At 67.6% G+C, this 23,131-nt stretch carries 22 protein-coding genes; 9 read left to right on the top strand and 13 right to left on the bottom strand.

Annotated features, from left to right (window positions below):
- Window positions 1–14 precede the first annotated feature (14 nt).
- A complete protein-coding gene (locus PDM28_RS17675; RefSeq protein WP_102946148.1) occupies window positions 15–950 on the top strand; it encodes a DUF808 domain-containing protein in 936 nt (311 codons plus the stop codon).
- A 77-nt stretch (window positions 951–1,027) separates the two neighbouring features.
- Here the strand turns inward: PDM28_RS17675 and PDM28_RS17670 are convergent, their stop codons facing one another.
- From PDM28_RS17670 to pdhA, 5 genes are all read right to left on the bottom strand, one after another.
- The gene (locus tag PDM28_RS17670) at window positions 1,028–2,581 is read right to left on the bottom strand and encodes a GGDEF domain-containing protein (RefSeq protein ID WP_311183044.1); all 1,554 of its coding nucleotides are present in this window, start codon (window positions 2,579–2,581) and stop codon (window positions 1,028–1,030) included.
- 123 nt (window positions 2,582–2,704) lie between these two features.
- Entirely contained in the window at window positions 2,705–4,102 is a 1,398-nt protein-coding gene (locus PDM28_RS17665) for a dihydrolipoamide acetyltransferase family protein (protein WP_311183043.1), read from the bottom strand.
- The gene (locus PDM28_RS17660; protein ID WP_311183042.1) at window positions 4,099–4,452 is read right to left on the bottom strand and encodes an SH3 domain-containing protein; all 354 of its coding nucleotides are present in this window, start codon (window positions 4,450–4,452) and stop codon (window positions 4,099–4,101) included. The genes PDM28_RS17665 and PDM28_RS17660 overlap by 4 nt, the downstream gene beginning before the upstream one ends.
- Before the next feature lies 1 nt (window position 4,453).
- On the bottom strand, window positions 4,454–5,521 hold the full coding sequence (locus tag PDM28_RS17655; RefSeq protein WP_102946116.1) for an alpha-ketoacid dehydrogenase subunit beta: 1,068 nt from the start codon (window positions 5,519–5,521) through the stop codon (window positions 4,454–4,456).
- The gene (gene pdhA / locus PDM28_RS17650) at window positions 5,514–6,596 is read right to left on the bottom strand and encodes a pyruvate dehydrogenase (acetyl-transferring) E1 component subunit alpha (RefSeq protein WP_311183041.1); all 1,083 of its coding nucleotides are present in this window, start codon (window positions 6,594–6,596) and stop codon (window positions 5,514–5,516) included. Before pdhA ends, PDM28_RS17655 begins: the two co-directional genes overlap by 8 nt.
- Window positions 6,597–6,930: 334 nt before the next feature.
- Between pdhA and PDM28_RS17645 the strand changes: the two genes are divergently transcribed.
- The 4 genes from PDM28_RS17645 (at window position 6,931) to PDM28_RS17630 (ending at window position 11,467) form a co-directional block, all read left to right on the top strand.
- Window positions 6,931–7,809, top strand: coding sequence for a tryptophan 2,3-dioxygenase (locus PDM28_RS17645; RefSeq protein ID WP_311183040.1), 879 nt, complete (start codon window positions 6,931–6,933; stop codon window positions 7,807–7,809).
- A gap of 242 nt (window positions 7,810–8,051) precedes the next feature.
- Window positions 8,052–9,554, top strand: coding sequence for a peptide MFS transporter (locus PDM28_RS17640; RefSeq protein WP_102946113.1), 1,503 nt, complete (start codon window positions 8,052–8,054; stop codon window positions 9,552–9,554).
- Window positions 9,555–9,562: 8 nt separating this feature from the next.
- Entirely contained in the window at window positions 9,563–10,168 is a 606-nt protein-coding gene (locus tag PDM28_RS17635; RefSeq protein ID WP_311183039.1) for a thioredoxin family protein, read from the top strand.
- 165 nt (window positions 10,169–10,333) lie between these two features.
- Window positions 10,334–11,467 (top strand): hypothetical protein, encoded by a 1,134-nt coding sequence (locus tag PDM28_RS17630; protein WP_311183037.1) that lies wholly within the window; start codon window positions 10,334–10,336, stop codon window positions 11,465–11,467.
- Here PDM28_RS17630 and PDM28_RS17625 read toward each other — a convergent pair.
- A complete protein-coding gene (locus PDM28_RS17625) occupies window positions 11,464–11,955 on the bottom strand; it encodes a MarR family winged helix-turn-helix transcriptional regulator (protein WP_311183036.1) in 492 nt (163 codons plus the stop codon). The genes PDM28_RS17630 and PDM28_RS17625 overlap by 4 nt on opposite strands.
- 128 nt (window positions 11,956–12,083) lie before the next feature.
- Here PDM28_RS17625 and hppD point away from each other — a divergent pair, with 128 nt between their 5' ends.
- Window positions 12,084–13,199, top strand: coding sequence for a 4-hydroxyphenylpyruvate dioxygenase (hppD, locus tag PDM28_RS17620; RefSeq protein ID WP_311183035.1), 1,116 nt, complete (start codon window positions 12,084–12,086; stop codon window positions 13,197–13,199).
- 15 nt (window positions 13,200–13,214) lie between these two features.
- Window positions 13,215–14,516: a homogentisate 1,2-dioxygenase gene (gene hmgA / locus PDM28_RS17615; RefSeq protein ID WP_311183034.1), complete on the top strand. Its 1,302-nt coding sequence runs from the start codon at window positions 13,215–13,217 to the stop codon at window positions 14,514–14,516.
- 13 nt (window positions 14,517–14,529) lie between these two features.
- On the opposite strand, the gene PDM28_RS17610 is transcribed toward hmgA, so the two are convergent.
- The gene (locus PDM28_RS17610; protein ID WP_311184726.1) at window positions 14,530–15,081 is read right to left on the bottom strand and encodes a hypothetical protein; all 552 of its coding nucleotides are present in this window, start codon (window positions 15,079–15,081) and stop codon (window positions 14,530–14,532) included.
- A 133-nt stretch (window positions 15,082–15,214) separates the two neighbouring features.
- On the opposite strand from PDM28_RS17610, the gene PDM28_RS17605 reads away from it, so the two are divergent.
- Window positions 15,215–15,826 carry a hypothetical protein gene (locus PDM28_RS17605; protein ID WP_311183033.1) on the top strand — a complete coding sequence of 204 codons (612 nt, stop codon included), beginning with the start codon at window positions 15,215–15,217 and terminating at the stop codon, window positions 15,824–15,826.
- 30 nt (window positions 15,827–15,856) lie between these two features.
- Window positions 15,857–16,807 carry a sodium:calcium antiporter gene (locus PDM28_RS17600; protein ID WP_311183032.1) on the top strand — a complete coding sequence of 317 codons (951 nt, stop codon included), beginning with the start codon at window positions 15,857–15,859 and terminating at the stop codon, window positions 16,805–16,807.
- 154 nt (window positions 16,808–16,961) lie between these two features.
- Here PDM28_RS17600 and PDM28_RS17595 read toward each other — a convergent pair whose 3' ends face one another.
- Genes PDM28_RS17595 through PDM28_RS17570 form a run of 6 tightly spaced genes read right to left on the bottom strand, consistent with a single transcriptional unit; the run spans window position 16,962 to window position 22,926 of the window.
- The gene (locus PDM28_RS17595) at window positions 16,962–17,402 is read right to left on the bottom strand and encodes a Na+/H+ antiporter subunit G (RefSeq protein ID WP_311183031.1); all 441 of its coding nucleotides are present in this window, start codon (window positions 17,400–17,402) and stop codon (window positions 16,962–16,964) included.
- Window positions 17,399–17,683, bottom strand: a complete 285-nt coding sequence (locus PDM28_RS17590; protein WP_070207425.1) for a K+/H+ antiporter subunit F — start codon at window positions 17,681–17,683, stop codon at window positions 17,399–17,401. The genes PDM28_RS17595 and PDM28_RS17590 overlap by 4 nt, the downstream gene beginning before the upstream one ends.
- The gene (locus PDM28_RS17585; protein ID WP_311183030.1) at window positions 17,680–18,183 is read right to left on the bottom strand and encodes a Na+/H+ antiporter subunit E; all 504 of its coding nucleotides are present in this window, start codon (window positions 18,181–18,183) and stop codon (window positions 17,680–17,682) included. Before PDM28_RS17585 ends, PDM28_RS17590 begins: the two co-directional genes overlap by 4 nt.
- Window positions 18,180–19,715 (bottom strand): monovalent cation/H+ antiporter subunit D, encoded by a 1,536-nt coding sequence (locus tag PDM28_RS17580; protein WP_311183029.1) that lies wholly within the window; start codon window positions 19,713–19,715, stop codon window positions 18,180–18,182. Before PDM28_RS17580 ends, PDM28_RS17585 begins: the two co-directional genes overlap by 4 nt.
- On the bottom strand, window positions 19,712–20,098 hold the full coding sequence (locus PDM28_RS17575; protein ID WP_102946104.1) for a Na+/H+ antiporter subunit C: 387 nt from the start codon (window positions 20,096–20,098) through the stop codon (window positions 19,712–19,714). Before PDM28_RS17575 ends, PDM28_RS17580 begins: the two co-directional genes overlap by 4 nt.
- On the bottom strand, window positions 20,098–22,926 hold the full coding sequence (locus PDM28_RS17570; protein WP_311183028.1) for a monovalent cation/H+ antiporter subunit A: 2,829 nt from the start codon (window positions 22,924–22,926) through the stop codon (window positions 20,098–20,100). Before PDM28_RS17570 ends, PDM28_RS17575 begins: the two co-directional genes overlap by 1 nt.
- Window positions 22,927–23,131 lie beyond the last annotated feature (205 nt).

Genomic DNA, 23,131 nt, shown 5'->3' with positions numbered 1-23,131 from the left:
ATTCCTGGATGACCATGGCCGGTGCCAGCCTGTTTGCGTTGCTCGACGATATCGCCGCCCTGCTGGATGACGTCTCCATCCTGACCAAGGTGGCGGCGAAGAAGACCGCCGGCGTGCTGGGCGACGACCTGGCGCTGAACGCTCAGCAGGTCACCGGGGTCAGCGCCAACCGCGAGCTGCCGGTGGTGTGGGCGGTGGCCAAGGGCTCGCTGGTGAACAAGGCGATCCTGGTTCCGGCGGCGCTGGCGATCAGCGCGCTGGAAGCGTGGCTGAAGGGCAAGGGCTATCCGATTCCGATCGTGGTGCCGCTGATGATGATCGGCGGCGCCTTCCTCTGCTACGAGGGTGTGGAAAAGCTGGCGCACCGCTTCCTGCACTCGAAGGAAGAAGACGCGCAGAAGAAGGCCGAACGGGTCGCTGCGCTGGCCGATGAGAAGGTCGACATGGTGGCGTGGGAGAAGGACAAGATCAAAGGCGCGGTGCGCACCGACTTCATCCTGTCTGCCGAGATCATCGTGCTGTCGCTGGGCGTGGTATCGGCCGCGCCGTTCCTCAACCAGTTGACCGCGCTGGTGGTGATCGCGCTGGGCATGACGGTGTTCGTCTATGGGCTGGTGGCGGGCATCGTGAAGCTGGATGACGCGGGGCTGTACCTGTCGCGCAAGGGTGGGGCGCTGGCGGCGTTCGGTCGCGGTCTTCTGGTATCGGCGCCGTGGCTGATGAAGTTCCTGTCGGTGGCCGGTACCGCCGCGATGTTCCTGGTCGGTGGCGGGATCCTGGTGCACAACGTGCCGGCGCTGCATCACTTCGTCCAGGGGCTGGGCGGGGATGGGCAGTGGGGTTGGCTGGTGAGCGCGCTGGGGAATGTGGTGGTCGGCGTGATTGCCGGCGCGGTAGTGCTGGCGGTGGTGACCGGGATCCAGAAGGCGCGCGGCAAGACCGCGCACTGAATCCGGCACTGCTTGGGACACGCGTGGCGTGTCGCTACGCGGGGTGCGGCATCGCGACAGCCACGCAGGGCGTGGCTCTACCCCGCCTGTACCCTGTTCTTACCGACCCGTTTCGCGGCGTATAGCGCCGCATCGGCGCGCTTGAGCAGGGCGTCACCGCTTTCGCCGGGCTGCCACTGGGCCAGGCCTGCGCTGAAGTGGACCGGTACGCGTTGGCCGTCCAGCTGCAGTGGCCGCTGCGCCAGCGATCGCTGCAGCCGCTGCAGGGTGGACATGCTGTCGGCGCCCGGGGTTTCGGGCATCAACAGCACGAACTCGTCGCCCCCGATGCGCGCGATGGTGTCCGAGCTGCGCAGCAGCAGCTGGCACACGGTGACCAGGTGACGCAGGATCGCGTCGCCACCGGGGTGGCCGTGGTCGCTGTTGGTCTGGTGGAAGTCATCCAGGTCCAGCAGCGCCAGCGCCAACGGGTGGCCGTGCCGTTCGGCGCGGGTCAGTTCACGTTCCAGCAGCTCGTCGAAGCCGCGCCGGTTCAATGCACCGGTCAGCGGGTCGGTACGCACCAGCCCGGAGACGTCTCGCAGTTCCTGTTCCAGCTCGGCAATGCGCGCTTCGGCCTGTTCCACGTCGCGGCGGGCGTTGCCCAGGTGGTCGCGTGCCTGCAGCGCCTGTTCCTGCACGCGGCCGGTGTCCTGCAGCACGTCCTGCAGCAGTTGGTTGAGGTCCGCAATGCTGCGCGCTTCCTTCAGCGCCAGCGCATAGCTGCTGATCCGATCGTGGTACTCGCCGGTGCTGACCGCCATGCCATCCAGCTGTTCGATGAAGTCGCCCATCAGGCTCTTCATGGCGGCCTTGGAATCGACGATTCCCTGCTTGAGCAGGCCCTGCTTGTAGATCACTTCGCGCAGGTTGGCGCGCGCCTGCTCGACCGAGTCACGGTCCAGCGGGCCGCCGATCAGCGCACGTACGGCATGCAGCTGACCATGCAGCCAGCTGCTGTCGTCGAGCAGTTCGCCGATGTTCTCGAGCAGCAGGTCGAACAGGCTCAGCAGCAGTTCCTGCTGTTCCTGCCAGCCGTCGCTGCGCACGCCGATCTGGTGGGTGAGCTCGCGCAGGCGCAGCTCCAGCGGCTGCAGCGGCTGGCCGGGGTGCCAGTGGCGCAGCTCGGCGGCCAGCTGCACCGGCTCGTCCTTCAGTTCGGGCATGTTCTGCAGCAGGCTGGCTACGGTCACGCCCAGGGTCATGCGCAGCAGTTCGCGCAGGCGCAGGCTGTCGGGCGGGCCGTCGGGGCTGTCCTGCTCGATGGTGCGGATGTACTTGTCGATCAGCTGGCGCATGGCGCGGCCGTAGCTGACCCAGTCGGCGCTGCGCTGGGCCGACTGCAGGCGCTGGCCCATGTCGCCCAGCTCGCCGGGAAGGGTGGCCATGCCGTCGGCGAACGCCGCCAGCAGCGGTTCGGGCTGCTCGGCGCCGGCGAACAGGCGTTGCAGCTGGGCGCTGCTGCCGCCCCTGGCGACGGGCGTGTCCACCGTATCCCCGGTCGCCTTGGCCGCGCCCAGGCGGCGCGACAGCAGCCGCCCCACGGCAGTGCCGGGGCCGGGGCTGGGGAGGGCGTCCTGCGGGTCCTTCATGCGGCGGTCTTGGGACAGGGTGAGGTTGGAACAGTATCGGCGCGGCGGGGCCCGGCTTGAACCCCCCCAAAACGACGACGGCCACCCTGCGGTGGCCGTCGTCACTTCCTCACGTGGAGCCGGTCAGTTGGCCAGGGCCAGGTCGTCCAGCATCGCGCGCAGGAAGCGGGCCGCTTCGCCACCGGTGGCCGCGCGGTGGTCGAAGGTGACCGACAGCGGGATCACCTTGTGCGCTTCCACGCCGCCCATGACCGGGGTCATCTGGTGGCGGGCACGGCCGGCGGCGACGATGGCCACGCACGGCGGTACCACCACCGGGGTGGCATAGCGACCGGCGAACATGCCGAAGTTGGAGAGCGAGATGGTGTAGCCGCTCAGCTCCGAGGCCGCGATCGAGCGCGCTTCGACCTGCTCACGCAGGCGGTTCACGCCTTCGCGGATGCCGCGTGCATCCAGCACGTCGGCATTGCGCAGGGCCGGCACGAACAGGCCGTCGTCGGTGTCCACCGCGATGCCCACGTCCACGTGTGCGTGCAGGGTGCGGGTCAGGGCGTCGCCGTCGAACCAGGCATTCAGCGCCGGGACCTTCTGGCAACCGACCACGATCGCACGCACCAGGCGGGCGGTCATGTCGTTGCCCGGCGCCCAGGCGTGGATATCGGCGTCGTCGTTCAGCGTGGTCGGCACGACCTTGCTGTGTGCGTCGGCCATCACCCGTGCCATGTTGCGGCGGACACCCTTCAGCTGCTCCGGCTGGCCCTTGGCGACCACGCCCGGCGGCTGGGTGCGCATCGGCTTGCCGGCGGCCGACAACGGCGCGCGGGCTTCAGCGGCGCGCGCGACCGGGGCGGCTGCCGCCACCGGGGCTGCCGCCGCAGGTGCCGGTGCCGCACCGACCTTGGCGCTGCCGTCGGCAGCGGCCTGCTTGACGTCGGCCATGGTCACCGCGCCGTCGGCGCCGGTGGCCCGCACGCGGGTCAGGTCCACGCCCAGCTTGCGCGCGGTGGCGCGCACCGCCGGCACGGCCTTGACCCCGCCTACCGCCACCGCCTGTTCGGCGTGCACGGCGTTGGAGCTCTGCATCGCACCGACCACGGTGCCTTCGTCTTCGCGCTCGGCGCCCGGCTTGGCGATCTCGCCGCCATCGTCGGAAGCCACCACCTTGTCCGGCTGCGCCGGGGCGGTCTGGCCGGTGCTCGGTGTCGGCGCCGGCGCCGCGTGGCCGTGGCTGTGGCTGTGGCCGGTGTCCTGGCCATCGGCGCGCTGCGGCAGGTTCGGGTCCAGTACGAACTGGGCCAGCACGCTGCCGGTGGGAATGATGTCGCCGGCGCCGCCGGCCAGCTTCAGCACCGTGCCGGAGAACGGCGAGGGCACTTCAACCACGGCCTTGGCGGTCTCCATCGAGACCAGCGGCTCGTCCAGCTTGATCACGTCGCCTTCCTTGACGAACCACTCGACGATGGTGGCGTCGGGCAGGCCTTCGCCGAGGTCGGGCAGGTGGAAATTCTTGTTCTCACTCATGTGCAGTTCTCTTCCAGCAGTTCGAGATCGCGGGCCGGCAGCCAGCCCGTCGCGCCGTTTGCGCGTTCGGACCACCACCAGCCGCCGTGTTCATGATGCAGCTTGACCATTTCGCCACTGTCCACGTCCAGTTCGCGGGCGTCGTAGTCGCGCAGTGCTTCCGCGCGACCCTCGTCCAACCTCTGCAACCACGCTACCGGTGCCCAGCCGGCACGCCCGTCATCGGTGCGTACCCAGGCAAACGCCGGCCATTCCTCGTCACGAACACCCAGTTCGACGATCTGGCCGGTGCGGAACCGGAGCGGGTTGGGGTACTGGCTGCGGTACGGGCCTAGGAGACGGGCCCGCATGTCAGCCTGCCGCCACCGCGCGTTTGGCCGCGCTGACGATCCGGTCCACGCTCGGCAGGTACTTCATTTCCAGGCGGAACAGCGGAATGTGGGTGTCGTAGCCGGTCACGCGTTCGACCGGCGCGAGCAGGTCGTACAGCGATTCCTCGGCCAGGCGCGCGGCGATTTCAGCGCCGAAGCCCGCGGTCTTCGGGGCCTCCTGCACGATCACGCAGCGGCCGGTCTTGGCCACCGACTCGGCGATGGTGGCGAAGTCGAGCGGACGCAGCGTGGCCACGTCGATCACCTCGGCACTGATGCCTTCGCCGGCCAGCTTGTCGGCCGCTTCCAGCGCTTCCTTCACCTGCGCGCCCCAGGTCACCAGGGTCACGTCGGTGCCGTCGCGCAGCACGAAGCACACGTCCAGCGGCAGCGCTTCGCCGTCGTTGACCACTACTTCCTTGTACTGGCGGTAGATGCGCTTGGGTTCCATGTAGATCACCGGATCCGGTTCGCGGATCGCGGCCAGCAGCAGGCCATAGGCGCGCTGCGGCGAAGAAGGCAGCACCACGCGCAGGCCCGGCACGTTGGTGAAGATCGCTTCGTTGGCTTCGCTGTGGTGTTCCGGCGCGCGGATGCCGCCGCCCCACGGCACGCGCAGCACCATCGGGCAGTGCAGACGGCCACGGGTGCGGTAACGCAGGCGCGCGGCGTGGCAGACGATGTGGTCCACCATCGGGTACATGAAGCCGTCGAACTGGGCTTCGGCCACCGGCTTCATGCCCTGTGCGGCCAGGCCGATGGTCAGGCCGGCAATAGTGGTTTCATCCAGCGGGGTGTCCAGGATGCGGTCGGCGCCGAAGCGCTGCTGCAGGCCGGCGGTGGCGCGGAACACGCCGCCGTTGACACCGACGTCTTCGCCGAGCACCAGCACCGACTTGTCGTGCTCCAGCTCCCAGGCCAGGGCCTGGGTGATGGCTTCGATGAGGGTGATGGGGGTGCTGGTCATCGTTTCTTCTCCGCGCGCGACGGCGGCGCTGTCGGCGGCGTTGGTCTGCGCGCCGGAGGCGCCGTTCTTGATCTCATCCATGGCGCTGCTCCAGGGCAATCGCCTGGGCGCGCTGGGCCAGCAGGTCCTGCGGCGGATCGGCATACAGGAAGTCGAACATCGCCTCGACCGGCTGCACCGGCGTGTTTAGGTACAGGTTCACTTCTTCGTCCACGCGCTTGCCGCACTCGACGGTCCACGCCTGTTCTTCTTCATCGCTCCACACGCCGGCACCGATCAGGTACTTGCGCAGGCGCAGCATCGGTTCGCGCTGCCAGGCGTCCTTCACCTCGGCATCGTCGCGGTAGCGGCGCGCGTCATCGGCGGTTGTGTGGTCGGACAGGCGGTAGGTCATCAGTTCCAGCACGGTGCCGCCGTCGCCGGCCAGCGCGCGCTCGCGCGCCTGCAGCATGGCGGCCATCACCGCGATCAGGTCGTTGCCGTCCACCTGCAGGCAGTGCAGGCCACCGGCCAGGCCCTTCTGGGCCAGCGTTTCCGCACCGGTCTGGGCCGAACGCGGCACCGAGATCGCCCAACCGTTGTTGACGATGCACAGGATCAGCGGCAGCTTGTAGGCACCGGCCGAGTTCAGCGCAGCATAGAAGTCGGTCTTGGAGCTGCCACCGTCGCCGCAGACGGCCACGGCGATCTGCTTCTCCTGGTTGAGCTTGAACTTCAGCGCAGCGCCGGCGGCGTGCAGGCACTGGGTGGAGATCGGCACGCAGAACGGGAAGTCCTTGGCCGCATTGCCGCCGTAGTCGTTGCCGCGCTCGTCGCCGCCCCAGTACATCAGGACGTCGCGCGGGCGCACGCCACGCATGAACATGGCGCCATACTCGCGGTAGGAGGGGGCGAACACGTCGTCTTTCTGCATGGCCGCGCCGATGCCCACGTGCGCGGCCTCATGGCCCAGGCAGGCGGCGTAGGTCCCCAGCTTGCCGGTACGCTGCAGCGCGATCGACTTGCCGTCGAACACGCGCACGAACAGCATCTGCTTGAACATCGGCAGCAGCGCGCGCGGGTCGCGCAGGGCTTCGGGCAGGTCATCGCGGACGAGCGTGCCGTCCGTGTCCAGGTACTGCAGGTATTCGATCTTGAACTCAGCGGCAACCGTCATTGCGTACTGCACCTTCGACAGGAAGTTACAAATGATATGAATTGCCATGTTAAGGAAGGCGTATGAAAAAGCCGTCCTGCGGCGCAGCAAGAACTGCTCCGGGCAGCACCCCGGTATACCCCGGGAAGGACCCCCAACGCCAATAACATCAACGTATTCAGTTGTATCAACGGCGCATGAGCGGTTCGCCGCCTGCGGCCCCGCCCAAGCCGGTCCCGGCCGCCGTCCGCGCTGAACGCGGGACACCGCCGGTTCCACACGCCAGCGTAGGGTGCGGCCTGCCCAGCGACCCGGCCACTGCGCTACCCTTTCTGCCCCTCAAGCGGTCCCCGCCATGTCTGTCGACAAGAACCAACGCGATCTGGAAGCCGGCATCCACACCGACCTGGAAGGCCGCCTGACCTACGGCGGCTACCTGCGGCTGGACCAGCTGCTCTCGGCGCAGCAGCCGCTGTCCAACCCGCCGCACCACGACGAGATGCTCTTCATCATCCAGCACCAGACCTCGGAGCTGTGGCTGAAGCTGCTGGGGCACGAGCTGCGCGCGGCGATCGGCTTCCTGCAGAACGACCAGGTCTGGCAGTGCCAGAAGGTGTTGGCGCGCAGCAAGCAGGTGCTGCGCCAGCTCACCGAACAGTGGTCGGTGCTGGAAACGCTGACCCCGTCCGAATACATGGGCTTCCGCGACGTGCTGGGCCCGTCGTCGGGCTTCCAGTCGCTGCAGTACCGCTACATCGAGTTCCTGCTGGGCAACAAGAACGCGCAGATGCTGCAGGTGTTCTCGCATGACCCGGCGGGGCAGGCGCAGCTGCAGCAGGTACTGGACGCGCCCAGCCTGTACGAGGAGTTCCTGCGCTACCTGGCACGCTTCGGCCACGACATCCCGGCCGGTTACCAGGCGCGCGAATGGCAGTCGCCGCATGTGTCCGACGACACGCTGCTGCCGGTGTTCGAGCGGATCTACCAGAACACCGACCGCTACTGGCGCGAGTACGCGCTGTGCGAAGACCTGGTGGACCTGGAAACCGCCTTCCAGCTCTGGCGCTTCCGCCACATGCGTACGGTGATGCGGGTGATCGGCTTCAAGCGCGGCACCGGTGGCTCCAGCGGGGTGGGCTTCCTGCGCCAGGCGTTGGAGCTGACCTTCTTCCCGGAGCTGTTCCAGGTGCGCACCACGATCCGCAACGACGATCCGCTGCCGCCGGAGGCCTGAGCCGGCGCGGCGCTTCCGCCACCCATTCATGTTTGCCTGCCAGAACCGCCGTACGGTGCGGCAGGCCCCGCCGTTGCTGCGCTGGCGGCGGTGGGGCGATGGTTGCAGGTGCAAGTTCAGCAACCTTGCCGGCAGTTGCACGGATTGGTGTGTATTTGACGTGAACGCCGTTGTTCTGGGATTCTCCCGCGCTGTTTCGCACATCGGACGTGCATGTCTTCCACCGAACCCAGGAATCCCGCATGAGCGTAGACGCCGCCGCGAAATCCGTTCCCGAACCGGCGTTGCCGGAGTTCAAGACCACGATGGGCCATCCGCGCCCGCTGTGGATGCTGTTCATGACCGAGTTCTGGGAGCGCTTCGCGTTCTACGGGATCCGCTGGGCGCTGGTGCTGTACATCGTGGCCCAGTTCTTCGGTGGCGACTCGGCCGGGCAGGCCGCAGCCAGCCGCACCTACGGCGCCTACCTGGCCCTGGTCTACGCCGCCGCGATCTTCGGTGGCTACGTGGCCGACCGCGTGCTGGGCTACCAGCGTTCGATCCTGACCGGCGCGGTGATCATGGCCGCCGGTCTGTTCATGGTCGCCATGCCGAACAAGGAAGTGTTCGAGCTGGGCCTGGCCACGATCATCATCGGCAATGGCCTGTTCAAGCCGAACATCTCCACCATGGTCGGCAAGCTGTACGGCCTGAAGGATGAGCGCCGCGACTCGGGCTTCACCATCTTCTACATGGGCATCAACATCGGCGCGATGATCGCCCCGGTGCTGACCCAGTACCTGGCCGAAAAGGTCTTCGGTACCGAAGCGATGCCGTCCTACAAGATGGTGTTCATCGCATCCGGCATCGGCATGCTGCTCAGCCTGGTGTGGTTCTACATCGGCCGCGCCGGGCTCAAGGGCATCGGCGCACCGCCGGCCGGTGGCGAAGGCATGGGCCGCGTGGTGATGGTGTTCGTAGGCTCGCTGGTCGCCATTCCGGTGGCCTACTTCCTGCTCTCCACTGGTGCCACCGCGCTGGCCTGGATCCTCGGCATCATGTTCGTGGCGCTCGGTGCGCTGCTGCTGGTGGAAGGCATCCGCGAAGGCAAGGTGCAGCGCGACCGCGTCATCGCGATGCTGATCATCTTCACGTTCAACGTGATGTTCTGGATGTTCTTCGAACAGGCCGGCAGCTCCTTCACCTTCCTGGCCGACAACATCGTCAACCGCAACCTGGGTGGCTGGACCTTCCCGACCGCGTGGTTCCAGTCGGTGAACTCGGTGGCCATCATCGCGCTGGCCCCGATCATCGCCTGGATCTGGATCAAGCTTGGCCGTGCCAATCCGTCCATCCCGCGCAAGTTCGGCCTGGGCCTGCTGTTCAACGGCGCTGCGTTCGCGCTGCTTATGCTGGCCCTGTCCAGCATGGTGGTGGACGGCAAGATCCCGTTCTGGACGCTGTTCATGGTCTACGTGATCCAGTCCGTGGGTGAGCTGTGCCTGTCGCCGATCGGTCTGTCGATGGTGACCAAGCTGGCACCGGTGCGCCTGGTCGGTTTCGGCATGGGTGGCTGGTTCCTGTCCACCGGCATCGGCAACAACCTGTCGGGCATCTTCGCCGGCGTGGTGAGCGGCGAAGGCGGCATGACCGTTGAGTCGGCGCTGAAGGGGTACACCTTCGGCTTCTGGGCGTTGATCGGTTCGGGCGTGGTGCTGTTCCTGATCGCCCCGCTGATCAACAAGCTGATGCACGGCGTCAAGTGAGGTCTGCGATGCGCATGTCCGCTGTGGGTGCTTCGTTGATCGTGGCCGGCCTGCTGGCCGCCTGTTCGCCGTCGGCGCCCACCGCCGCACCTGCGCAGCCGCTGGACACCACCGAGCAGAAGCCGCCGGTGGCCGATCCCAGCCAACCGGTGGCCTCGGGCAACACGCCGGCCGCCGCGGACGTCGCTGCGGTGGCCGCGCTCAATGCGCAGTTCGATCCGGCCCGCGACCCGGTGGCCGACCTGGCCACCGCCAAGGTCGAAGCCCAGCGGGGCGGCAAGCGGATCGTGCTGGACGTGGGCGGGGAGTGGTGCTCGTGGTGCCACCTGCTGGACGCGTTCGTCGAGGGCGATGCGGAGATCCGCAGCTTCCGCGACGCCAACTACGTCTGGATGAAGGTGAACTACAGCGAGGACAACGAGAACGCCGCGTTCCTGTCGCAGTACCCGCAGATCAAGGGCTACCCGCACCTGTTCGTGCTGGACGCGCAGGGCACGCTGCTGCACTCGCAGTTCACCGGCGAGCTGGAAGCCGACAAGGGCCAGCCCAAGGGCTACAACCGCGAAAAGTTCCTAGCCTTCATGAAGGACTGGGCGCCGCCACAGGCGCCCTGATGCAAACCAGGAAAATGCCGCGACCATCGCGGCATTTTTTTTGCCCGATCGTTCCGATGGAACGTAGTGCCGGCCGCTGGCCGGCTCCTGGCAAGGCCTGGTCGCGCGAGGAGCCGGCCGGCGGCCGGCACTACAGTTCCTGGGCGCGATGCCGCTAATGAACGCATGCAGCCTGCCTCCAGTGACAGCACTTCAGACACCGCCCTCGAGGCACCGGGCGGCGTGAGCCTGCCGCCGGCGGAGGTGTTGCTGGACGACCACTCCGCTCACGCTGGCGATGCCGACACGCCCGACCCGGGTGCAACGCTGTACCGCCTGCCCCTGGTATCGGTTCCGGACAACGTGCTGCTCAAGGCCGCCGTGCAGAAGCTGGTGGAGCAGAAGGCGCAACTGGACGCACTGGCGCGCAACCCGGCGCTGGCCGGCCTGCTGCCGAGCGAATGGCAGGGCAGCGGCGCCCGCGGCGTCGACCTGCAGGCCTTCGTGCTCTCGGTGCTGCCCTACCTGCACAACGCGACCAAAGCCGAAACCGCGCCGGCGCGGCTGCCGCTCAGGCACGTGCTGGGCGACAGCGGCCGTTGGAACCATGCCGACGTGGCGGAACCGAAATCGCTGGCGTTCTTCCTCGCCAGCGACGACCGCGCCGGCGCCGGGGTGAAAGACCCGGCCGAAGCGTACCTGGTGGCGCCGCTGGGCCTGGCTTGGGCGCAGGAAGGGCGTACCCGCCCCGGTTTCCTGCGCCAGATGGGCTACCCCAGCATGGCCGCGCGGGTCCACGTGCTGCCGTATCCCGAGCCCGGCCAGCTGGCGCTGTACAGCGTCGTGGCCCATGGCGTTGCCCAGGTGTGGTGCGTGCTGGACCGGCGCAAGCTGCGCCCGCTGCTGGCGCCGTGGCTGAGCGTGCCGCTGCTGACCGCCTACGGCGTGGGCGCACCCACGTCCTGGCCGGCGTCGTACCCGGTCATCGATGAAGTGGCACGGGCGCTGGCCACCGCACGCACCGGCAAAGGTCCGGTGGAAGTGGACCTGCCCAAGGTGGTGGCCAAACTGGCCGAAGACGCATCGGGCGAAACCTGGATGCCGGTCAGCCTGCTCCAGGTGGGAACCTGGGCGCCGCGCTGGCGGTACTTCCTGGCCACCTTCATCGCGCTGCCGGCCGCGCTGCTGGTGATCGCCGCGCTGGCGTTGCCGGGCGCGCTGGAAGCGGCCGCCGTGGCGGCCTCACTGGGCCTGGCCGCCGGTGCGATCGGTGCGCTGGCTGCGCCGTGGGTGCATGCGCGGCGGAAACATCTGAGCTAGCCCTCGTCCATCCGCTGGAGGCCGTCGCCGGCCAGGCGCAGGATCAGCCTTTCCAGCATCTGCTCCTCTTCCTCGCTGAGCACCGACATCAGCTTGCGGGTGATCTCGATCACCAGCGGGGCGATGGTCTCGTACACCTCGAAACCGGCCGCAGACAGCGCCAGCACCGAGCGGCGGCGGTCGTCGCCATGGGTTTCACGCTTGATGAAGCCGCGTTCGAGCAGTCTGGCCACGGCCCGGCTGACCGCCACCTTGTCCATCGCGGTGCGGTCGGAGACCTCGCTGGCCGACGAGCCCGGGTACAGCGCCAGGATCGTGATCACCCGCCATTCGGGAATCGCCAGGCCGTACCGGTCCCCATACAGCTTGGCGATGTTGCCGCTGACCCGGTTGGACAGGACGCTCAGCCGGTAGGGCAGGAACTGCTCGAGGTCTAGCAGGGCGTGCGAGGCACGGATGCTGTGGCTGCTGGGATCGGCTGGGCTCATGCTGCGGTGCACCTTGATGGTGGTTTCATGTGAAACTATAACCTTGTTTCCGGATTCCGCATTCTCGCGGGTCTGCCTTCCGCCCGCACCTGGTTTTTTCCGGGGGTGGGCCGCTTCGGAGCCCAATCATGAGCAGCCAGCCCGCAACCGCGTCGCACGCCCCCAACCCCGGCATGCAGGTCACCACCTTCGAGAACCCGATGGGCATCGACGGCTTCGAGTTCGTCGAATTCGCCGCGCCGGCCGGTCGGGGTGCCGAACTGCACGACTATTTCCGCAAGATGGGTTTCACCGCCGTGCTGCGCCACAAGCAGCGCGCCATCACCGTGTACCGCCAGGGCGACGTCAATTTCCTGGTCAATGAAGAACCCGATTCGTTCGCTTCGGACTTCGCCGACAAGCACGGTCCGTGCGCCTGCGGCTTCGCGATCCGCTTCAAGAAGCCGGGCGACGAAGTGCTGCGCCTTGCGCTGGGCAACGGCGCCGAAGTGGTCGACTTCAAGCCGGAAACCAAGGCCGTGCCGGCCCCGGTGATCAAGGGCATCGGCGACTGCATGCTGTACCTGGTGGACCGTTATGGTGCCCACGGCAGCATGTTCGACACCGACTATGCGCCGATCGAAGGCGCCGATCCGCGTCCGGTCGGCTTCGGCCTGACCTTCATCGACCACCTGACCCACAACCTGTATTTCGGCAACATGCAGCAGTGGTCGGATTACTACGAGCGCCTGTTCAACTTCCGCGAGATCCGCTACTTCGACATCAAGGGCCTGAAGACCGGCCTGGTGTCCAAGGCGATGACCGCGCCGGACGGCATCGTGCGCATTCCGCTGAATGAATCGTCCGACCCGAAGAGCCAGATCAACGAGTACCTGGACGCGTACAAGGGCGAGGGCATCCAGCACATCGCCTGCTTCACCGAGAACATCTACGACACCGTTGAAGCGATGCGCGCGCAGGGCGTGGAGTTCCTGGACACGCCGGAAACCTACTTCGACGTGATCGACATGCGCGTGCCGGGCCACGGCGAAGACGTGCCGCGGCTGGCGAAGAACAAGATCCTGATCGACGCCGATCCGGAAACCAAGCAGCGCAAGCTGCTGCAGATCTTCACCACCAACTGCATCGGGCCGATCTTCTTCGAGATCATCCAGCGCAAGGGCAACGAAGGTTTCGGCGAAGGCAACTTCACCGCGCTGTTCGAAAGCATCGAGCGCGACCAGATCAAGCGCGGCGTTCTGTAAGAAAAGGAACCGACCATGACGTCCTCCATCTCCGCACGCGGCTACCAGACCGGCTTCGGCAACGAGTTCGCCACCGAGGCGGTGGAGGGCGCGCTGCCGGTTGGCCGCAATTCGCCGCAGCGGGTCGCGCACGGGCTGTATGCCGAACAGCTGTCCGGCACCGCCTTCACCGCACCGCGCGGCAGCAACCGGCGCAGCTGGGTGTACCGGATCCGCCCGGCGGTGACCCACGGCGAGTTCCAGCCGTACGCGCAGCCGCACCTGCACAGCGACTTCGCGCACGGCGCGGTGTCGCCCAACCAGCTGCGCTGGGACCCGCTGCCGCTGCCGGGCACGCCGACCGACTTCGTCGACGGCCTGTACACCATGGGCGGCAATGGTTCGCCCGACGCGCATGGCGGGGTGGGCATCCATCTGTACGCGGCCACCGCCGACATGCGGGGTCGTTACTTCTACAACGCCGACGGCGAGCTGCTGATCGTGCCGCAGCTGGGTCGGCTGCGCCTGCTCACCGAGTTCGGCGTGATCGAGATCGAACCGCAGCAGATCGCGGTGATCCCGCGCGGCGTGCGCTTCCGTGTGGAGCTGCCGGACGGACAGGCCCGTGGCTACGTGTGCGAGAACTTCGGCGCGCTGCTCAAGCTGCCCGACCTGGGGCCGGTCGGCTCCAACGGCCTGGCCAACCCGCGCGATTTCGAAACCCCGCACGCCGCCTACGAGGATGTGGACGGCGACTTCGAACTGATCGCCAAGTTCCAGGGCCAGCTGTGGCGCGCGCCCATCGACCATTCGCCGCTGGACGTGGTCGCCTGGCATGGCAACTACGCGCCGTACCGCTACGACCTGCGCCGCTTCAACACCATCGGCTCGATCAGCCACGACCATCCGGACCCGTCGATCTTCCTGGTGCTGCACTCGCCCAGTGACACGCCGGGAACCAGCAACATGGACTTCGCGATCTTCCCGCCCCGCTGGCTGGTCGCGCAGGACACGTTCCGGCCGCCGTGGTTCCACCGCAACATCGCCAGCGAGTTCATGGGCCTGATCCACGGCGCCTACGACGCCAAGGCCGAAGGCTTCGTGCCCGGTGGCGCGTCCCTGCACAACAGCATGAGCGGGCATGGACCGGACGCGGCCACGTTCGAGAAGGCGTCTGCCGCTGACCTCAGCAAGCCGGACGTGATCAAGGACACCATGGCCTTCATGTTCGAAACCCGCGGCGTGATCCGTCCCACCGCGCAGGCGATGGACGCTGCGCACCGCCAGCGTGGCTACCAGCAGTGCTGGAAGGGTTTGAAGAAGAACTTCAGCGCGTGAGCCAAGGCGGGCGTCAGCCCGCCACCACCCCGGCCTGTTCCAGCTGTGCCAGATGGGACTCCGGCAGCACCTCGAACAGGCGCTGGCGGACCCGCTCGCAGTAGCCGGGCGAGGTCAGGCCGGGCAGGGCGTCCAGCGCGTTGTGCAGGGCCGCGATCACCTGGTCGTCGCTGCGCGACTGCTGCAGCGCATGCAGCAGTGCGGCAGCCTGCGGGTGACGCTGGAGTTCCAGGATGCCGAGCAGGTAGATGCGTGCGGCCACCATCGAGCGGCGACGCTCGGTGACCGGTGCGGCGGCGGAGGCCGCAGGCGCGGGTGCCGCCAACGTCGGCGAGGCCACCGGTACCGCTGCGGGTGCAGGTTCCGCCGGGGCGGTCGACACCAGGTAGCCGGCCTGGATCAGCTGGATCACCATCGCCGACGCCTCCGGCCCGATCATGGCGGAGAGCTGGGCCAGGTCGCGCTGGCCATCGCACAGGATCAGCAGGCGCCGTTGGCGCATGTCCAGGGGCGCGCGGTGGGCCTGCAGGGCGTCGCGGGCGAGATCGGTCTTGCGCGGTTGCATGGGCATGGGGGTCGAAGCGGTGCATGCCGAGCCTGAACGGCCGACGTGTAACTGTGATGACAGGCACGCTCTGAATGCACGGGCTGCACATTTCCCACGCTAGCCTGCGCACCACACACAGGAGGACCTGCAGATGAAACAGCTGGGAGGCGTTTTGGCGCTGGGCGTGGCGTTGGCATTGAGCGCATGCGACCGCGCTCCGGAGACCCCGTCGACCGACGCTGAGGCGGCGGTAGCCGGGCCGGCGGCGGCCGCGCCTGTGGGCACCGCGCCCGCAACCCCGGCTCCAGAGCCCGCCTCGCAGGGTCCAGCCCGGCTGGACGGCTACGGTCCCCTGACCCTCGGTTCGAGCCTTGACGAGGTGCGCAGCGCGTGGAAGGAGCCCCTGCAGGGGGAAGTTCCCGACGACTACTGCCACGCCCTGCGTCCCCAGGGCAGCCAGGCTGACGATGTGATCCTGATGATCGAAGGCAACCGCCTGGTCCGCTATGACGTGCGCAACGACCGGATCGCGGCGCCGGGTGGTGGCAAGGTCGGCATGTCGTTGGGCCAGCTGCAGACCCTGTACCCGGAGCGTGGCGACCTGATGCCCCACAAGTACGACGAACGCGGCCACAACCTGCGGGTGCGCCCGGTGGCCGAGGGTGGCGCGCTGGTCAACTTCGAGATCGATGGGGATGGCAAGGTCACCGCCTGGCGGGTTGGTCAGACCCCGCAGGTGGACTACGTAGAGGGCTGTTCCTAGAATCGGGCCACGACACCTGGGGATCCACCAATGATCGCTGCTACCGCTTGGTTCCTGCTGGGCCTGCTGCTGCTTGCATTGGGTGGCGACTCCATCGTCAAGGCTGCCTCCGGGCTGGCCCAGCGCTTCGGCGCCTCGCCCTTCGTGGCGGGGTTGTTGCTGGTCACCTTCGGCACCTCGCTGCCGGAACTGGTGGTCAATGCACGCGCGTTCGTGGTCGGCGCCGAGGACCTGGCGCTCGGCAACGCGGTGGGCAGCAACATCGTCAACGTGGGCCTGACCCTGGCCCTGGCGGCGCTGGCTGCACCGCTGCTGGTGCGGGCACGGCTGCTCTCGCCGCTGCTGATCCTGCTGGCCGTGGCCAGCCTGGCGCTGATCGTGTTCGGCCTGGACGGGGTGATCGCGCGCTGGGAAGGCGCAGTGCTGCTGCTGGGCTTCGTTGCGCTGCTGGCCTTCGTGCTGCGTGCGGCGAAGCGGGAGTCGGAAGGGGTGCGGGAGGCGATTGCCGGTTACGCGATGACCCGCACCGGCCTGGGCCTCAACCTGATCCGCGTGGTGTTCGCGGCGGTGTGCCTCTACTACGGCGCGCGCTGGATCGTCGGTGCAGCGCCGGTGATGGGCGCCAGCCTGGGCTGGTCGCCGTTGCTGGTCGGCCTGCTGCCGGTCGCCATCGGCACCGCGCTGCCGGAGGTGGCGGCAGCCATGGTGGCGGCTCGCCGCGGCCAGGGCGACATGGTGCTGGGCCACGTGATCGGCTCCAGCCTGTTCAACCTGCTGGTGGTGGTAGGCGGCATGGCCGCCCTGCGCCCGCTGGCGCTGCCCGAGTCGTTCGTGAAGCTCGAGCTGCCGGCGGCCATCGCCTTCGTGCTGGTGCTGTACCCGATGCTGCGCGGCGACCTGGTGGTCAGCCGGAAGGAAGGCGGGATCCTGCTGGTGGCGTTCGTAGGGTGGGTGATTCTGGAGCTGGCGCTGCTGGCTTGATGCGTCTGGTTCGTTCCGCATCCGGAATGTTGCGGCGCCCCGTGGGACACGCATGGCGTGTCGCTACGCCGATCAGCGCAATGTGGTCGCTCCGCACGTAGCGACACGCCATGCGTGTCCAACGCGGTGCGCGATCACGCGCCTTCGCTGAATATTAGAGCTCTTGTTCCGGGTCGGCGGTGGGATCCGTGCGCGTGGCGACGCGTTCGCCATCGTCGCCCCTCTCTGGCCCCATGCGCGGACGCGGAGGCGGCAACTGCTCCTCTTCCGCCGTCTCGTTCCCCGGCAGACTCGGGCGCTTTTCCATCATCAGCGACAGCGCCGCCTTGGCCATCATGTGCGCGCTGATCGGCGCGGTGATGAACAGGAACACGGTGATCAGCAGCTCGCGCGGCTGCGGGTCTTCGCCCAGGAAGATGTGGTACAGCACCGAGCCCAACAACACGCAGCCTACGCCCAGCGTGCTCGCTTTGGTCGGTGCATGCAGGCGCTTGAAGAACGTGTCCAGCTTCACCAGCCCCAGCGCACCGACCAGGATGAAGAAGCAGCCGAACAGCAGCAGCAGCGACAGCGCGACCTGGATGAAGGTGATCATTCGACGATGTCCCGGCGCAGCACGAACTTGCTCAGCACCACGGTGCTGCCGAAGCCCAGCATCGCAATCAGCAGCGCTGCTTCGAAGTACACCGCCGAGTTGAGGTACATGCCGAACAGCATCAGCTCGGCGATGGCGGTGACCGACATGGTGTCCAGCGCCAGGATCCGGTCGGGCACGGTCGGACCGCGCAGCAGGCGCCAGGTGGCCATCAGCATGGCCAGGCCGACGATATGCATGCACACCGCCATGGTGGTCTGGATGAAGGTGAAACCGGTCATGGGAAAATCTCCATCAGCGGGGCTTCGTAACGGCGCTTGATCTCCTTGATCAGCGCGTCTGGATCTTCCAGGTGCAGCACATGCACCAGCAGATAGCGGCGATCGTCGGACAGCGCGGCCGACACCGTGCCCGGGGTCAGGGTGATCATGCTGGTCAACGCGGCAATGCCGTGGATGTTGGCGATGTCCAGCGGCAGCCAGATGAAGCCGGGATGGATGCGACGCTCGGGTCCCAGCACCTGGATCGCCACGCGGATGTTGGAGACCAGGATGTCCCACAGCGTCACGCAGACCAGCTTGGGCAGCGGCCGCAGCGTGCCGATGCGGGCGAACTCACGGTCCAGCCGCGCGGCGAACAACGGCACCACCACGCCCAGCACCATGCCGAGCAGGATCTGGCCCAGGGTGAAGCTGTCGGACATCAGCACCCAGAACCCGGTCACCATCACGCTCAGCGACGGCGAGGGAAACACGCGACGGAAGAGGGGGCGACGGTTCATGGGTTGCGGATCTCCGGCGTGGTCGCGCGCAGTTCACCCACATACTCCTGCGGGTTGAGCAGCTGGGCGGCCATGGCATCGGTGTACTGCATCAACGGGTTGGCGAACACGCTCATGCCGATGCCATAGCAGAGCAGCAGGGCGGCGGCGAAGAGCTCAACGGTGCGGGTGGGGGCCTTGCGCGGCGGCGGCACGCCCTCTTCCAGCACCGGCACGCGCCAGAACAGGCGGATGCCACCGCGGGTGATGCCCACGATCACCATCAGGCTGCTGCCGAGCACGGCGGCCCAGACCACGGCGGTGTACTGCGCCGGCATGCCGGCCAGCAGCGCCGCCTTGGCCAGGAACCCGGACAGCGGCGGCAGGCCGGCCACCGACACCGCCCCGATCAGGAACAGCACCGCGGGCGTTTCCTTGCCGGGCATTGGCGCGATGACTTCCTTGCGGTCACTGGCACCGCCACGGCGGCGACGGATCAGGTCGGCGATGAGGAACAGCGCGGCGGCGACGAAGGTGGAGTGCGGCAGGTAGTACAGCCCGGCCGACAGTACTTCCGGGGTGCGGACGGAGAAGGCGATGAACAGCGTCGCCGCCGACACCACCACCAGGTAGGAGATCAGCACGCGAAGGCGCGCAGCGGCCAGAACACCCAGCCCACCCAGCAGCAGCGTGGCCACGCCGGCCCAGAACAGCCACTGGCTGCCGTAGCCGGCCATGGCACCGGCGTCCTCGCCGAACCACAGGCTGCTGACCCGCAGCACGGCGTACAGGCCCACCTTGGTCATGATCGCAAACAGGGCAGCCACCGCCGCCGGCGCGCGCGCATAGGCCTCGGGGAGCCACAGGTACAGCGGCATCAGCGCGGCCTTGCTGCAGAACACCAGCAGCAACAGCCCCATGGTGGCCTTGGTCAGGGTCAGGTGGCTGGCCGGTACGTCGGCGATGCGCTGCGACAGCTCGGCCATGTTGAGCGAGCCCAGCGAGGCGTACAGCAGGCCCAGTGAGATCAGGAACAGGGTCGAGGCAGTGACGTTGAACACCACGTAGTGCAGGCCGATGCGCATGCGCAGGCCGCGCCCGCCGCTGAGCAGCAGGCCGTACGAGGCGATCAGCATCACCTCGAAGAACACGAACAGGTTGAAGATGTCGCCGGTGAGGAACGCACCATTCAGCCCGACCAGCTGGAACTGGAACAGCGCATGGAAGTGCGGTGCGCGGCGGTCCCAGCCCGAGCAGGCGTGCAGCAGGCAGGGGATGGCCAGCAGCACGGTGGTCAGCAGCATCCAGCTCGACAGCCGGTCGGCCACCAGCGAAATGCCCAGCCGCGAGGGCCAGTCGCCCAGCAGGTAGACCGCGATGCTGCCGTCGGCGGTCTGCGCGAACAGCAGTCCCACGGCGGCGGCCAGCGCCGCCAGCGTGGTCCACGCGACCGTGCGCTGCACCGTCGGCCCGTAGCGGCGGTGTTCGACGAACAGTGAACACGCAGCACCGACCAGCGGAACCAGGATCGGCAGGATCACCGCATGGTTCATGCGCCACCCTCCCGGCCGGGCGCGGTATCGGGCAGCTCGGAAGCCTCATCCTCGTGCGCGTCCACATGGTCGCTGTGGTTGTCGCTGCGGCTGCGCATGGCCAGCACGATGCTCACCGCGGTCATCGCAAAGGCGATGACGATCGCGGTGAGCACCAGCGCCTGCGGCAGCGGGTCGGTGTAGTTGCCCAGGTTCGAATCCAGTCCTGCGCGAAGCACCGGCGCCTTGCCGCTGACCAACCGGCCGCCGGCGAAGATCAGCAGGTTGGTGGCATAGGACAGGAAGGTCATGCCCAGGATCACGTCGAAGCTGCGCGCGCGCAGCAGCAGGTAGATGCCGATCGCACCCAGTACGCCAATTGCACTTGCCAGGGCCAGTTCCATCAGTGGGTCTCCCCGGTGCGTGCCGAACGGCGGTTGGGATCGATCTCGCCCTTGCGCGAGTCGCGGGTACGCGAGGGCTTCACGGTGCCCATCATCGACAGGATCAGCATCGCGCCGCCGAACACCACCAGGTACACGCCGGTGTCGAAGCCGATGGCACTGGCCAGCGGCACGGTGCCGATCAGCGGCACGTCCAGGTCGATATGGCCACTGGTCAGGAACGGCACCCCGAACAGCATCGAGGCACTGCCACTGACGATGGCGATCAACAGGCCCGCGCCGATGCAGCGGATATAGTCGAAGCCGAAGCGGGACTCCACCGACGCGGTGCCCTGGATCACGTACTGGATCAGCAGCGGCACCGCCAGCACCAGGCCGGCGATGAAGCCGCCGCCAGGCGCGTTGTGGCCGCGCAGGAACAGGAAGATGGACACGGTGAGGGTCAGCGGGAACATCACCTGGGCCAGGTCGGCCGGCACCGGCAGCTGGATGGGCGGGCCGGGCATGATCTGCTCCGGCGCCATGCGCGAGCGCCGCAGCATGGCGTGCACCACCAGCGCGGCGATGCCGAACACGGTGATCTCGCCGAACGTATCGAACCCGCGGAAGTCGACCAGGATCACGTTGACCACGTTCTCGCCATACGCCTCGGGCAGGGCCCGCGCCAGCATTTCGCCGGCCATGGTGTTGGGCGGCAGGGTCATGGCGCTGTAGGCCATGGCGGCCAGGCCGGCGCCGCCGACCACCGCGATCAGCGCGTCGCGGCGCTTGCGCCACTGCGACTTCTCCGGTGGCGACTGTGCCGGCAGGTAGTTCATGCCCAGCAACATCAGCACCAGGGTGACCATTTCCACCAGCAGCTGGGTCAACGCCAGGTCGGGCGCCGAGAGGTATACGAAGGTGAGCGAGACCATCAGCCCCGTTCCGCCCACCACCAGTACCGCCAGCAGGCGCTGCCGGTACAGGAACAACGCGCCCAGCGCGCAGGCAATCATCACCACCCACACCAGCCAGCCCAGCAGCGACAACGGCTGCGGTGACGGCCAGTTCGGCGACACCGGGTTGGCCACGAAGGGGGCGGCGGCCACGATGATCGCCACTACCACCAGCGCCATCAGCATGCGCTGCAGGCTGCCGTTGGCCAGCGTGTGCGTGAGCCAGTGGGCGAACCCGAACACCACGTCCAGCTGCTTGTGGAACAGGTTGCGGCCGGTGGCGCGGGTGATCACTGCATGCAGGTTGATCAGGCGGCGCAGCCCAAAGTAGAGCGCGATGCCGCCAAGTACCCCGCCGATGCTCATCATCAGCGGCATGTTGAAGCCGTGCCAGATCGACAGGCTGTACGCCGGCATGGCCGGGCCCAGGATGGACGAGGCCGCTGCGTGCAGTACCGGTGCCACGGTGAGGGCCGGGGCGATGCCCACGGCGACGCAGATCACCACCAGGATCTCCACCGGCACCTTCATGAAGCGCGGCGGCTCGTGCGGCACGCGGTCCAGGTCATGCGGCCCCTTGCCGAAGAAGGTGTCGTGCACGAAGCGCAGGCTGTAGGCCACGCCGAACACGCCGGCCAGCAGCGCTGCGATGGACACGGCGATGCGCATCGGCTCCGGGCCCTGTGCGGTGATCGCCTCGGCGAACAGCATTTCCTTGGAGAGGAAGCCGTTGAGCAGGGGAATGCCGGCCATCGCCAGCGAGGCGATGATTGCCAGCGCGCTGGTGAATGGCATCAGCCGCCGCAACCCGCCGAGCTTGCGCATGTCGCGGGTGCCGGTTTCATGGTCGATGATGCCGGCGGCCATGAACAGCGAAGCCTTGAAGGTGGCGTGGTTGAGGATGTGGAACACGCCGGCCACCACCGCCATCGGCGTGGACAGGCCGAACAGCAGGGTGATCAGGCCGAGGTGGGAGATCGTCGAATAGGCCAGCAGGCCTTTCAGGTCGTGCTGGAAGATCGCGTTCCAGGCACCGATCAGCAGGGTCAGCGCGCCGATCCCGCTGACCGTATAGAAGAACAGGTCGGTGCCGGCCAGGGCCGGGTGCAGCCGCGCCAGCAGGAACACGCCGGCCTTCACCATCGTGGCCGAATGCAGGTAGGCCGACACCGGAGTCGGCGCGGCCATGGCATGCGGCAGCCAGAAGTGGAACGGGAACTGCGCGCTCTTGGTGAAGATGCCGGCCAGCACCAGGAACAGCGCGTACGGGTACAGCGGGCTGCTGCGGATCAGGTCGCCGGCGGCCAGCACCGCGTCCAGTTCGAAGCTGCCGACGATGCGCCCGATCAGCAGCACGCCACCCAGCAGCGCCAGTCCGCCGCCGCCGGTCACCACCAACGCCATCCGCGCACCCTCGCGGGCGTCCTGGCGGTGCGACCAGAAGCCGATCAGCAGGAACGAGCTGATGCTGGTCATTTCCCAGAACACCATCAGCAGCAGCAGGTTGCCCGACAGCACCATGCCCAGCATGGCGCCCATGAACAGCAGCAGGTAGCAGTAGAAGCGGTGCGCGTTGTCGCGCGGGCTCAGGTAGTAGTGCGCGTACATCACCACCAGCGCGCCGATCGCCAGCACCATCCCGGCGAACATCCAGGCCAGCCCGTCCAGCCGCAGCGAGAAGGCCAGCCCGATCTGCGGCAGCCACTCCCCGAAACTGCGCAAGACCCCGCCATCCAGGATGCCGGGGGTCATCGTTGCCAGCAGCGCCAGACCGCCCACGGGTGCGGCGGCGGCCATCCAGGCGGCGGTAGCGCGGGAGCTGCGGCGGAACACGGCCACGGCCACCGCCAGCAGGAAGGGCAGGGCAAGCAGCAGGAGAAGGCTGGGATTCATGCAGGGAATGCGCGATTCACGAGCAGGCCTTTCAGTCTAACAGGCGGGGATTTGTCGCGGAAAGACTCGATTACGCCATCAATTGCAGGCAACGTGCGTGATTCATTTTATCTATCGCCAGGCAGACGCCCATTCGGGTACGTTCCATCGCGTATGGAGCGGTCCGGACATTCCGCGCAACGCGATGTCCGGCGGCCGGTCGGCC

It is taken from the genome of Stenotrophomonas aracearum, from assembly GCF_031834615.1.
Taxonomy (GTDB): Bacteria; Pseudomonadota; Gammaproteobacteria; order Xanthomonadales; family Xanthomonadaceae; genus Stenotrophomonas; species Stenotrophomonas aracearum.
The sequence above is the reverse complement of the archived record's forward strand: the minus strand, read 5'-3'. Positions and strand labels throughout refer to the sequence as shown.